General features: G+C 51.4%; 11 protein-coding genes. 5 read left to right on the forward strand and 6 right to left on the reverse strand.

Going from position 1 to position 13,030, the window contains the following annotated elements; genetic code table 11:
* On the reverse strand, positions 1 to 512 hold a 512-nt coding region (locus AAF564_21550; protein ID MEM8488150.1), incomplete at its 3' end, for a hypothetical protein.
* Positions 513 to 1,039: 527 nt separating this feature from the next.
* On the opposite strand from AAF564_21550, the gene AAF564_21555 reads away from it, so the two are divergent.
* From AAF564_21555 to AAF564_21570, 4 genes are all read left to right on the forward strand, one after another.
* Positions 1,040 to 1,351, forward strand: a complete 312-nt coding sequence (locus AAF564_21555) for an HU family DNA-binding protein (protein ID MEM8488151.1) — start codon at positions 1,040 to 1,042, stop codon at positions 1,349 to 1,351.
* An 81-nt stretch (positions 1,352 to 1,432) separates the two neighbouring features.
* The gene (locus tag AAF564_21560; protein ID MEM8488152.1) at positions 1,433 to 2,476 is read left to right on the forward strand and encodes a zinc-ribbon domain-containing protein; all 1,044 of its coding nucleotides are present in this window, start codon (positions 1,433 to 1,435) and stop codon (positions 2,474 to 2,476) included.
* Positions 2,477 to 2,574: 98 nt separating this feature from the next.
* On the forward strand, positions 2,575 to 3,027 hold the full coding sequence (locus tag AAF564_21565) for an META domain-containing protein (GenBank protein ID MEM8488153.1): 453 nt from the start codon (positions 2,575 to 2,577) through the stop codon (positions 3,025 to 3,027).
* Between the two features lie 362 nt (positions 3,028 to 3,389).
* The gene (locus AAF564_21570) at positions 3,390 to 4,559 is read left to right on the forward strand and encodes a cystathionine gamma-synthase (protein MEM8488154.1); all 1,170 of its coding nucleotides are present in this window, start codon (positions 3,390 to 3,392) and stop codon (positions 4,557 to 4,559) included.
* A gap of 40 nt (positions 4,560 to 4,599) precedes the next feature.
* Here the strand turns inward: AAF564_21570 and AAF564_21575 are convergent, their stop codons facing one another.
* The 5 genes from AAF564_21575 to AAF564_21595 form a co-directional block, all read right to left on the reverse strand.
* Positions 4,600 to 5,742 carry a molybdopterin-dependent oxidoreductase gene (locus tag AAF564_21575; GenBank protein MEM8488155.1) on the reverse strand — a complete coding sequence of 381 codons (1,143 nt, stop codon included), beginning with the start codon at positions 5,740 to 5,742 and terminating at the stop codon, positions 4,600 to 4,602.
* 22 nt (positions 5,743 to 5,764) lie between these two features.
* Positions 5,765 to 6,727: a hypothetical protein gene (locus tag AAF564_21580; GenBank protein MEM8488156.1), complete on the reverse strand. Its 963-nt coding sequence runs from the start codon at positions 6,725 to 6,727 to the stop codon at positions 5,765 to 5,767.
* Between the two features lie 227 nt (positions 6,728 to 6,954).
* Positions 6,955 to 9,081, reverse strand: a complete 2,127-nt coding sequence (locus AAF564_21585; protein MEM8488157.1) for a dehydrogenase E1 component subunit alpha/beta — start codon at positions 9,079 to 9,081, stop codon at positions 6,955 to 6,957.
* 288 nt (positions 9,082 to 9,369) lie between these two features.
* Positions 9,370 to 10,875 (reverse strand): HAMP domain-containing sensor histidine kinase, encoded by a 1,506-nt coding sequence (locus tag AAF564_21590; protein ID MEM8488158.1) that lies wholly within the window; start codon positions 10,873 to 10,875, stop codon positions 9,370 to 9,372.
* Complete coding sequence (locus AAF564_21595; protein MEM8488159.1) at positions 10,875 to 11,582, reverse strand: response regulator transcription factor; 708 nt, start codon at positions 11,580 to 11,582, stop codon at positions 10,875 to 10,877. Before AAF564_21595 ends, AAF564_21590 begins: the two co-directional genes overlap by 1 nt.
* 451 nt (positions 11,583 to 12,033) lie before the next feature.
* Between AAF564_21595 and AAF564_21600 the strand changes: the two genes are divergently transcribed.
* The gene (locus tag AAF564_21600) at positions 12,034 to 12,831 is read left to right on the forward strand and encodes a hypothetical protein (GenBank protein ID MEM8488160.1); all 798 of its coding nucleotides are present in this window, start codon (positions 12,034 to 12,036) and stop codon (positions 12,829 to 12,831) included.
* The last annotated feature ends 199 nt before the right edge of the window (positions 12,832 to 13,030 follow it).

Below are 13,030 nucleotides of genomic sequence, written 5' to 3' on the forward strand. Positions count from 1 at the left end.
CCACCCGATACAATTCTTTTGTCAGGGGCGCCTTCAGACGCTTCCGGAATCAGTTCTACCAGGAAATCTACCATCTGGCTGGTGCTGCCGGCCTGAATTTCTGTGCTGGTGCCGTCTTCGAGATACCGGCGTAATTTGTATAAATCTCGTTTGCCGTTGCGCGTAGTAACTTGTTTGGCCTGCCCTTGCAATTCGTAGGTGACCTGTACAATCTCTGGTTGGCGCTGGCCTGTTCGGGTGATAAGCGTGGGGAAAGTGAATACTTTTGTGCGACCATTCCGCGTCATGCTGATGCGACACCTGCTATCTTCAGCTTCCGCGGTTTCTAACAATACCATGTTCTCTACATCGGTCTTGATAGATTCCAAAAAGAAAATAGCTTGCTCTTTCGTTTGCTCCGCATCATTTAAGTCGGGAGCTGAAATTCGGTCGTACTGTTCGACCACAAAAAGAATAAGCGCTAGGACTAACGTGGTAAAAGTAGCAGTTACACTATAAAACAAACCTTGCATACGATCGCATCAACAAAAAATCTTACAACGAGCACTACCCGTCCTGCAAGAGGGGGGACTTTTTGTCTTTACAAATAGTGTGCCGTAATAAAGAAAACGCTGAAATAGAATAGTTGACGGTAAGGTGTGAGCATGCTTCGTGGTCTTGTATGTGGGCCTAAGTTGTTTATTTATAGTATATTGAGTGGCGTGTTGCGTAAATGCAGGACCGATGTTTGATGGGCGTTTGGTGTACGCAGAACAGAGATGCGGGTAAATTGTGTCCGCGATGTAATCGAATTGAGACTGATTGGTAACGGCGATGTCTCAACTTATTGTCAGCACGCGCAGGGATTGTGTTAATTGCGTCAAAAGCTTGGCCTGATCGAGCGCGGCATAAAGCTGATTACATCACGTATCTACCCCGCTAATGCTGTCTCAATTTTCATAAGCGCCAACCGGGGACCATAGTTTACGCCTCGCGCGTAAACGGAGAAACTACATTGAAGTTTTTCATGAGCTCATTGGCATAAACCATTCCAGCATAAGTGACAAAGGCTGATATTATAGATCGTGTTGCTACAGGCACCGGGCTAACCAAAATCGAAACGGAAGCCGTTATTAATGGCTTCATCAGTGTGATTAAAGAATCGCTCATGGATGAGGAGCGCATTGAGATTCGCGGGTTTGGTACCTTCCGGGTGCAGGAACGGGCACCCCGAACTGCGCGTAATCCTCGCACCAATGAAGAGGTAATGGTTGAGTCATGTTATGTCCCCGTATTCAAGCCATCCCAGCAGTTTCGCAATGATGTTATGGATGCCGCGAGCGAGCGGCACAAGCGGGATCGCGCCACCTAGTTTTGATGCATGGAAAATAAAAAGATGATCGAGTGTACCTCTTGCGGTGCACGCATTGCAAGCAATAGTAAAATCTGTAACATGTGTGGCTGGCCTGTAGGGCAAAAAGACCATGATATGCAAAGCTTCGACAAGGCGCCTACCGCAAGCACCGACGCAGCGCTGAAGCAATTTGTTGCATCTGCTTCAGCTTCAGCGGTTGCTGAAAGTGGTCCGTTTTGTCACATGTGCGGGTGGCAAAATCCTGTAGGTGCTAAATTTTGTAGTGCGTGTGGCACCGAACTCCAGGTGCGTGCAGAAGCCTCTAAGCCTGTAGCGCCGGCTGTTGCTGAGCAAGCTGAGCTCCCGCCGGAGGTGAAAGAAAGCCCCTTGCCGGCAGCAGAAGATCCACCCCTGAATATGGCAAACGTTGGTATGCTGGTGGTTGCCGGCATACTGGTCGTGGCTGTGCTGTTCATGATCACGAGATACAGCTGGCGCGCATTTCCTGAGGTAGAACCCGCACCTGCCCAGGCCCAGACTTCAGCTCCAGAATCTAATCCCCAACGACAAGCCCCTGAAGCGGCTATTGCCGGTGAACTCGCCAACCAGATTGCTGCACTCGAAGCTGAAGCTGCATCCCTTGATGGAGATGCCCTTGTAGCAAAAAACCAAGAGCTCATACAAGCCTACATAGTGGCCCGTCGGCCGGACAAAGCTGCCCCGGTTCAGGAGGAAATTGCCACCCTTACCAACAGCGCAGAAGACTGGTTTAGTGCCGGCCATTTCTATTACGATTGGATGGATACCCTGCGCGGCGAAGCCCGTTTTGCTGCCGCGTCACAGGCAACCGCTGCTTACGAAAAAGGTCTCGCTGTAAGCCCGGATAACCTCGATATCCGAACGGCACTCGCTATGGCTTACCTGAATACACGGGCCCCGATGCAAGGTGTCACGCAGATTCGGCAGGTGCTCGATACAGATCCGAACCATCTCCAGGGCAACTTTTACTACGGCGTAATGCTGATGCAGATTAACCGGCTGGATCAGGCAAAAACGCAGTTTGAGAAAGTGAAAACGCTGGTCGGCGCAGATTCCCCTGTTTACCAGCAGGCCGACCAGATGCTACAAAACCTTAATCGGTAATCCAGATTTATTTTTAGGTCTTTGTTACTCTCGTTTATGCCTTAGCGGCTTTGCTAATATAATTGCAGCCCTAAATTCTTAATGAGGTAGCATTCGAAATGAACCTACGATCCTATCTGGATAAGTCTCTAAGGCCTTTACTCTACGCATGTTGTGTTGTGTTTCTGTTGCCGGCGTGCATCATTGTTGTCGAAGAAGACGATGATGATGACGACTACTATCGCCGGCGCTGGGAGCTTGAACTTATTGTGTATAGCAGCAACACGTATGCGCCGCGCGATGGTGATGTTTATACCATCACGTTCGAAAACACAGACGTTTTCTCTGGCCGTGCAGATTGTGTGCAGTTTGACGGAGACTATGCCGTGGGCCGCACCAGCACGCTCACAATCAAATCCCTCAATGCAGACAGCCCAACGTGTGGTGTAGATTCCATCGCAGACATGTATCTGGATGAACTGGCAAGCGCCAGATCTTTCTCGGGTAATGCTGATGAACTGGTGATCCATCTGGACGGCGAAAACAACCTGATGCGTTTCCGACCACAGTAAATTAAGAAGAAACTGCCCGTGCAACAGCGCAGTTGATTAAACAACATTTTGACCTACAAAGCCCCTGATCGCACTCCGGTCAGGGGCTTTTTGTTATTTGATGCAAATTTAGGGTTGAGGAGATGAGGTTCTGTTTTTCGTGTTTTTGTTTTGCGGTAGTAGCGTGCTGGTAGAAATATCATTGTTTACTGCTGTGACAAAAGGGAATAAACCACTCGGCATTCGAAAACCGGCAATAGACATAACCCATAATTGGCTACTGGTCTATTTTAGGGCCCGCCGGCAGTTCTTTGAAACAGCGTGCACAGCCGCGCATGTAAGCAGACATTCCATGATTTTGAACGAATTGGAGAATCACCCGCATGCAAGTAGACACAACCACCAAACACGGTTTTGGGACCCTCGCTGTACACGCCGGACAAGAACCTGACCCGTCTACAGGCGCGATTATGACGCCTATTTATCAGACGTCTACCTACGTACAGGCAAGTCCGGGCGAGCATCAGGGACATGAGTACGCGCGGGTTAGCAACCCTACCCGTACCGTGCTCGAAAAAAACCTCGCTGCACTGGAATCTGCTGCACATGGCATCTGCTTCTCTTCAGGGGTTGCATGTACCGATGCCATCATTAAGAGCCTGCGCCCAGGTGATCACATCATCTCTACAAATGACCTGTATGGCGGCACTTTTCGGCTCTTTCGCAAGATTTTTGAGCCTTTCGGACTCACATTCTCTTTTGTAGATATGCGGGATCATGATGCTGTAGCAGCTGCCATTACCCCTAAAACGCGGCTGATGTGGATTGAAACGCCAACCAATCCACTGATCCGTGTACTGGATCTTGAAGGACTCTGTAGCCTTGCGCATGCCCACAACGTGGATGTTGCTGTAGACAATACATTTGCGTCACCTTACTTGCAGCAACCACTCAAACTGGGCGCTGATCTGGTGGTGCATTCAAGTACCAAGTACCTGGGTGGGCACTCCGACCTCATTGGCGGGGTTGTGTGCACGAGCCACGAAGGATGGAACGAGAAACTCCGTTTCCAGGTGAAGTGCGCTGGCGCGGTTCCCGGACCCATGGATTGCTTCCTGAATTTGCGCGGGACAAAAACGCTGCATGTTCGCATGGAACAGCATTGCAAGAATACTGCTGCTATTGCTGACTTTCTAAACAATCACGCAAAGGTGGGTAAGGTTTATTTTCCTGGCCTTGCTGATGATCCGGGACATGCACTGGCAAAAAAACAGATGCGCCATTTTGGTGGTATGCTGTCGTTCACGTTGGCTCAGGATAGCGTCGAAAATGCCATGACAGTGCTCTCCAATACGCATGTTTTCTCACTGGCTGAAAGCCTTGGTGGTGTTGAAAGCCTGATCGGTCACCCTGCTTCGATGACGCATGCCTCTATTCCACGGGAAGAGCGCGTCAAGGCTGGCTTAAGCGATTCGCTGATCCGGTTGTCCGTTGGTATTGAAGATGCTGATGACCTGATTCGCGACCTGGATAGCGCGTTAACACTGGTCTGATCGGCTGGCCGGCACCATGTCTTAATGCGGCGTATGCCGGTCAGGTGACATTAACCCGGAGTTCAAAAACCGGATTGGTGCCATCCAGGTCGTTTTCGTCGGTGACGGGTTGTGTGTTGCCATTGTTGTCTACTGCGCGAACCCGGATCACGTGACTGCCCGGCGTGGCGTTCCAGGTGGATTCCCACAGTGCCCAGACGCCCCTGAAGGGGTAGGTGAATCCTGAGTCTTGAAGCTGCACGGTTTCTCTGATTTCCGGGTTGCTGGAGAGGATTTCGTCTAGCGGTAAAATTCGTGCTGCTTCGAAAGGACCATCATCAATGGAAAGCTCTACGGTGCGTATGCCTGCTTTGCCGCTTAATGCATACCCAAAGAGTCGAAATGCGCCGGCTGCAATGGTTTGGTTTTGCAGGGGATTGGTTACCTTGTTGAGGGTGCTTATTTCTCCATCATCTACATACCCCAACTGCTCCTGGTAACTGCCGAAGGGTTCATCCAGTCCGGATACTTCTATCCGCGATAACCACTTGACGCTTTTATAGCCGTAATATCCTGGCACCAGCAGCCGGACCGGGTTGCCATGCTCGGGTGTCAGTGGCGCGCCATTCATTTCATACACAAGCAACGGCTCCACGAGGTCCTGGGTCGTAGTGCCATAGATTTGGCTGAGTTTCAGGTTGTTTGTAAACCCATCTGACCCATAGAAGCGCAATCGTTTTGCCAGTACGGGGTCTAGGCCGGCCCGGTCGAGGAAAATACGGAGGGGGATGCCGGTCCAGATGGTATTGCCAATGAGGCCTGGGACAAACGTTTCATCAACGATACAACGGAGCGTGTTTAGCACACGAATGGCCCGGGCTGATTCTGCCTGGATGTCTGCGAATGTAATGGAAAGCGGTGTGTCAACCAGTCCATCAAGCGTCATTGCCCAACCGCCCCGTGTCAACTGCTGTACGCCGGGCCAATTGGCTACAGCAGCCTGGCCGCCATATTGCGCAAAAAAGGCGTTGTCGGGATTATTGTCCTGGATAGGCGTGAGGAAAGGAATGCTTGTGCCGGTGGAGAGGGGTGAAAAGCTGTTTTGCTCACAGCCGGCAGCGATAGGCATCAGGGAAACGCCAAGCAGCGCACCACTGGCGCGGCCCAGAAACGATCGCCTTGAGATGGAAAGGTTACGATGCATAAAAGGGTGAATCTCAATCTGTTTAGAACCTGACGCGGTATTCGATACCAAAAAACAGGTCCGTCGATTCTATGGTATTTCTGCCATACGGCGTCAGGAAGTATTGTACGCCAAATCCAAGATCTGCCATACCGTACAATCGTGTTATGCGGAAAGGGTAGAGTGTAAACCCGCCGCCTGCTTTGATGTATCGCTGTCGCGTAGGTATCGGGTTTATTGCTGTGAAGCCAACAACTGGTTCATCGACCGACCAGACTCCGTTTGCGAGTGCTTGAAAAAACAGCATACCGTTCAAAAACATAATGCCAGTGTCTGCTGTGAAAATGAGCTCATTGCCATATGTTGGCTCGAGGTCACGTATGCAGTTGATGTCATTGCCAACATTGCAAGAAACGGCTTTGGAAAATGCATAGAGGGAAGAGCGGTAGCGGTAGCCGGCACTGATTTGGGCATAAGCTGCTGTGGGGTAGAAACTGACGCCGAGGCCAAGGGAGGCCTGTACATCAACCTGCCCCGGGCCGGCGCTGGGTGCAAAATTTCGGGTGTAGCCCAGCGGAATGCTGGTTGCGAGGTTCAGCGCAAGCGAAAGGGCAGATGGGCGTGCACCAAAAAGGGGCAGCAAGGCAAGTCGAACGCCTATTGTGCCTGAGCCCAGAGCAGCTGTTTCATACTTGAAAGCCAAGTCCTGGACAAACGTACGTTTGTAGGGAAGGGACAGCACAACGGTCAGGTTGTTGAAAAGCCCAAGTTCACCATAGAGGTAGAGGCTTTCATCGCGGAAGGCATTGCCAGATACTCCGTTGGCAAAATCAAGGGTGCGTCCGTCAAAAGAGAACTGGTTGGCAGCTGTAATACTGCTTCCTGTAACTTTTAGGAAGTGTTCGCCCCGGGGCATGGTCCAGGCCTGGCCCAATAAAGCTGTTGGAGAGCAGAGTGCTGTAAAGAAGCAGAGGAGGCAGGCAAGGCATAGGGGTGTCTTGCGCACATTCGCACTGGCCCAATTTCTGGGTTTACCAAATAACATAGCTTCTTTGCCGGCCTGCTCTAGCGTTGCTTTGAGATTAGAGGATCCTGTGATTTGGGTATCCGTGATTCAGAATACCCTCTTAGCGATAGCTCAGGTTTGCTGACAAATAGCATACCATAGACCATGCATAATCCCAGAAAAGATAGCAAAAGCGCCCTGATTTCGTAAAGTCTTACGTTTACGGCTTACCAGCTTACAATTTCCCGGACGGCATCAAGGATGTCCTTGTCCTGTGGCAACACCGCGCGTTCGAGCGGATCAGCAAAAGGAATTGGTGAGAAGGCGCCGGCAACCCTGCGTACGGGTGCATCCAGGTCTGCAAAGGCCTTGTCAGCAATGAGGGCGCTGATTTCGGACCCATAGCCGAGGAATTCATGGTCTTCGTACAGGACAAGGGCGCGTCCCGTTTTGCGAACCGTATTGAGTATGGCTTCGGTATCCAGAGGTACCAGGCTTCGGAGGTCAATCACCTCGATTGAAATCCCTTCCTTTGCAACCGTTTTAGCAGCAGCTAACGCTTTGTGCACCATAAAGCCGTACGTGATGATCGATAGATCAGTGCCTTCCCGAACAGTTTTTGCTTTGCCAAACGGAACGAGGTAATCGGCATCAGGCTCAGGGGTGCGCGCCTGTGATGCGCGATACAGCGCTTTGTGCTCCAGGAAGAGGACAGGGTCTTCCATGCGGATGGCCGTTTTTAGTAGGCCTTTTGCGTCTGCAGCATTGGATGGCATAACAACTTTGAGTCCTGGCATGTGGCCAAAAATTGACTCAATGTTTTGTGAGTGGCACAGCCCACCATGGATGTAGCCACCAGACGGTACGCGTACAACAACCGGGCAGCCCCATTCGCCATTGGAGCGGTAGCGGAAAGTAGAAAGCTGGTTGCGGATTTGCTGCATGGCCGGCCAGATGTAGTCTGCAAACTGGATTTCCACCACGGGTTTGTAGCCGGCAGCGCTAAATCCAACAGCAGTACCAATAACTGACGCTTCCGCAAGGGGGGAGTTGAAGCAGCGTTCCTCACCAAATTGGGCAGTCAGGTTGCGGGTGGCGGTGAAAACGCCACCTTTATCGCCGGCAACGTCTTCACCATATACAACAATTTTCTCGTTGCGCTCCATTTCTTCGTGGAGTGCATGGTTGATGGCGTCCACCATAACCACAAGTTCGCCTTCCGGTGTACTCTGTTCGTATTGGAGACCGAGGTCCCCTTCAAAAAATACGTGTTTGGTAGCTGTGCTGGGGTCCGGGTCTGGCTGTGCTTCTGCCCATACCGTATCGTCGTCAACCTGTTGTTTGACAGCCTGACGCATTTCCTTGATTTTTTGCTCATTGAGCAGACCAAACTCGATCAAAGACAGCTCCATGCGGGCAATCGGATCGATTTGTTTGTCTTTTTCCAGTTCTTCAGTTGTACGGTATTTTGCGTGGTTATCTGAAGAGGAGTGCGGCATCAGGCGAACAACGTCTGCCAGTAGCAGGACCGGGCCGTTGCCGGCGCGCATGTGCTCTATGGCAGCTTTGGCAACCGAGGCCGTCTTGAAGAAGTCTGTGCCGTCGACCCGCGCGCGTGCAATGCCTTCGTAGCCGGCGCCAAAATTGTAGGCTGAACCACCAGCGGTCTGCTCACTTACCGGCACCGAGATGGCGTATTTGTTGTCCTGCACAAAAAAGAGCACAGGAGCTTTGATGCGGGTTGCCCAGTTGAGGGCTTCGTGGAAGTCGCCTTGCGACGTTGCACCGTCTCCGCTTGAAACATATACATAATTGTCGTTGTCATCCCGCTGTTGGGCCATGGCAGCGCCAAGCGCGGGGAGATATTGTGCACCTACAGAAGAAGAGGTTGTAAGTATGTTGAGGCTTGTAGAAGAGAAGTGCTCAGCCATTTGCCGGCCTGCCGAGTTGGGGTCAGCTTCTTTGGCAAGGTGGGCAAGTAGCGTATCGCGCGACGTCATGCCGAGCGATAGGCTCATGCAAAGGTCGCGATAATAAGATACAAACCAGTCTTTGCCCGGCTTGGAGAAATACGCAACTGCAGCCTGCGCAGCTTCATGGCCCGCGCAGCCGATGTGGAAAAACCCTTTGCCCTGTTTGAGCAAGTTGATCATCTTTTCGTCCAGCCGGCGAGAAAGCAGCATGGTACGGTAAACCTGTAACAGCGAATCTGCGTCAAAATCAGCAGCAGTCAGCTGTTTTACGGTTAGATCAGTTTTTTTCTTGCCGTTCGTGGGCCGAACAAGTTCGATGTCGATATCAGACTCCTGAATAGATGATGAACCAAGCTCCATAGCACGTTTGTTTTTTGCCATAATACTCTCGATCTACAACGGACGATGCGCATTGCGCTGATTGAACAGCACGCTCGTTTCCCCGGACAAGTCAAGCAACGGTGGTGGTCTTATAGATGCGGCGTTTGCGAACAAAACGCAAATCTTCCAGCAACGGGGCAATAGGGAGAAAGTTAGACCACGTTTCGGGCTACAGGTTCACGTCTTTTTGCAATTGTGCAGCCTCTTTGCACAAACTTAGCGCAATCTTTTTTGAAAGCCCTTTTTTTGATGTGTAGAGGCTGTTTTGCAGCAGGGGGTAAAGGTGACCTATTCTGCGTCTTCCCGAATTTCGTCTTCTGCCAATGGGAGGTCAAACCGAAAGCGTGTGCCGCGACCGATGGTGCTTTCAACGTGAATCTGCTCGCCGTGGGCGTGCATGATTTGGCGAACAATGCTCAGGCCCAGGCCTGTGCCGCCGCTTTTGCGGGAGCGGTCGGGATCAACTCGATAAAAGCGTTCAAATACGCGTTCCAGGTGTTCTTCCGGAATACCCCTTCCAGTATCGACCACTTCCACGCGGACTTTATTTTGCCGCCGGCGGTACTTGCATACAACCTCGCCTTTGTCAGTGTACACAATTGCATTCTCAATCAGATTCACCAGTACCTGGCGGATACGATCGCGGTCGGCGTTTACTTTAATGGGGGTATGATGAATCTCCAGCTTAAGGTCCTTGGCCCGTGCTTTGGATTGCAGCAGGTCTTCCAGTTCAAGCGATAGCTCCGCGAGATCAAAGTCCGCCAGCCGGATCATGTCTTCACGGTATTCGAGCCGGGCAATTTCAATAAGATCGTTGAACAGGTTGCTCAACCGCTCCAGGTTGACCAGGGCCTTTTCAGCGTATCGCTTCTGTTGCTCGGGCGTGAGTACGGGTGTTGTCAGCGCCTCCAGGTATCCGCTGATGGCAAAAATAGGATTGCGCACCTCGTGGGAAACGTTGCCTATAAACTCACTCTGGAGGTTTGACATCCGTTCGAGGTTCTCAATTTTCTTCCGGTACTGGCCCGACATTTTGTTCAGGCTTGTGGCCAGGTCTTGGAACTCAGCAGCACGCGAACGCACGATGATTTTCTGATTACCTGTGGCATCCTCGTCGGATATTTTACTCGCCCGTGCATTAATGGCCCGCAGTGGTTTGATAACACGCCGCGCGGCAACCCAACTGCCAAACATGGCCAGCACAAGGGCCGTTATCATCCCCACCATTAAGGCGACTTGCATGTGCTGCGCAAGGGAGTAAAGGGGGGGCTCTGGGACGTAGAGTCTGACGTTAAATCCGGTGAGGGCGTGATTGACCGAGCAAATCAGAATGGGTTGCCCATCTGTAGTTGTGTGCTCGATAAACCGCATCCTGCCTGGGGGCACGTTTAACTCCTCTTCAACCCCTGGGGGTAATTTGTAGTGGGGGATGAAAGTCTCGCGGGCATCCACGTAGAGGGTGTCGCCTACATAGGCTTCAATGCGCATACCCAGGACGCGGCTCGTCTGCTCTGTGGCGCGCCAAGCTTCATCGTACGATCGGGTTTTGCCGAGCGTAGTGGCAATTTGCAAAGCTTGCTCTCTGAGTTGCCGGCGGGCAGCGGTTTCCGTCTGGTTATGGAGTACAAAGCGGGCATAGAGGCCAACTGCAAGTACGGCGGCCCCCACAAAGAACGCAAAGGTGAGAAACATCCAGGTTTGCGTGGAGGCCCGTTTTGGGAAAATCGTAGATACAATTTCCCTGAACAGCAGCCTCAGCCACAAGAGGAGGCGTCGCACGCGTCGCCACTCCATTATTCCTCAGGTGCGCCGTCTTCCACGAACCTGTAGCCAACACCGCGAACCGTTTGGATATGCTGCGCAAACCCGCCCAGTTTTTCCCGAAGGTTTTTGATGTGGGCGTCAACAGTACGTTCTGTGACCATCATGGCATCTTTCCAGATGGTTTCCAGCAATTGCTGGCGGGTGAACGCTTTCCGTGGGTGGCGGACAAGGTACCGGAGCAACTCAAACTCGGTAAGCGTCAGGCCAAGGTCTTTTTCATCCAGCGCAGCCCGGTACTCATCTTCATAGATGGTCAGGTTGTTGATCTGGATAACGCGGCTTTCATCAACCCCCATGCGGCGAAGTACCGCTTTTACGTGGGCCATGATTACCTGCGGAGAGGCCGGCTTGGTGAGATAGTCATCACCACCCAGCATCAAGCCTTTAACCTGGTCTTCTTCCTCAATTTTGGCACTCAGGAAGATAATGGGAATGGTCTCTGTTTCAGCCCGAGAGCGAAGCGTTTTGCAGACTTCATACCCGTCGAGGCCAGGTAACATAATGTCCAGTATGATAAGGTCAATTTCTGCGGTGGCTTTGGTTAAGGCTTCTTCTCCGTCAAAAGCCTTCTGTACCGTATATCCTTCCTGCTCCAGGAAATGACTTACAACTTCTACTACGTCTTCTTCGTCGTCCACGACGAGGATATTTATATCAGAGGGGTCAGCAGTGATCATGCTTGGCTATAGATTGTTTCAAAACAGTTGGAATAAGACAGTCCCTCCGGGGATCAGGCTTGCCGGCCCCATAGCGCAGGGCGACACCCATCTTATGCCAAAGAATCTACGAAAAACGCACAGATATACCTATGGATCCATGTGAGTAATTTTAGATCTGGGCAAAAATACTGAATTTCAGCACATTTGTAGCTTAAAAGTGCATTTCAATCGGCAGGCAGGTGCCTTGTAGTATAGACAATAATTTGAAGCTTAATTAGTTACCAAATGCATAACCGTTCGCTTTCAATGTCCTCCTTTATGTTTGTTATACATGATGAAGATGCCTGGATGCTCTGATTTTAGCACTACGCAGTTTTGCCTGCATCTGGTCTGCATGCTAATTTTGGCTGTTACATTAACGCGTTGTGCTGAGCCGCAGCCGGCTCCTGGGGGGCACCTTAACCCGAAAATGTCTGCTGCGCTGGATCCGCCGCGTGCAATGGCCCGTCGTGCCCTTGATAATCCTGCCTTTAGCTGGGATTCTACGGGTACTGCAAAGGTTACCCTGTACTTTCAACGCGACAGTTTTGCGGCTACGCGGGCAGCAGCATTGTTGGTTGAAGCAGAAATGCATCTTGAACATGCCCAGACGTTGCTAGGTGAACCCTCCTTTCCGCACCATTTGCGCGTGTTCTATGTGGAAAGCAGGGAAGAAATGGCTGTTCTCACAGGGCAGACGCGCGGATCAACAGGGTTGGCTGATTTTGAGTCTGCAACGGTCGCAGTTGTATTAAACGGAGAAAAGCGGCGTGGTGCTGAACGGCATGAAATTATGCATATTGTCAGCACCATGCGTTGGGGGCAGCCGGCAGGTGCACGTACCCTGGAAGAATGGTTACCCGGCGGTTGGCTACGGGAGGGGCTTGCCACGTATGCAGATAACTACTGCGGATCTTCCACAATCAGAGAAACGGCCCTGGCTATGTACAAAGCCGGCGATATCATACCTGTGGACAGCCTTGCAAATGCCTTTCTCAATCAGGATGACTTATCCGCTTACATCCAGGCCGGCACCCTTATGCAATATTTGATTGAAACGGAAGGTATCGAGAAATACCGCCTGTTTTGGGAAGGAGGCAACGCCAGTTTTGAAACTGTTTACGGTCGCTCACTGGATATATTGGAAGCAGCATGGCATGCATGGCTCAACAATACGCCGGCTCATGAGCAACCCGATTTAGCAAATTTGAAAGCAAATGGGTGTTGAGCTTTTTGCACCCTTGAGGAATGTTTACAGGTACGTGCGGGGGACCCGCATCGGAATACGGCAACAGATTTCGTAATGAACGAGGCCGGCCACATCCGCGAGGTCGTACATGGAGGCGTGGTCATCACCAAAAAGGACAACTTCATCTCCGGGCTGAACAGCTGTGTTGTCTGCGCCAATGTCAACCATGAACATGTCC

The sequence above is a fragment of the Bacteroidota bacterium genome, assembly GCA_039111535.1.
Taxonomy (GTDB): Bacteria; Bacteroidota; Rhodothermia; order Rhodothermales; family JAHQVL01; genus JBCCIM01.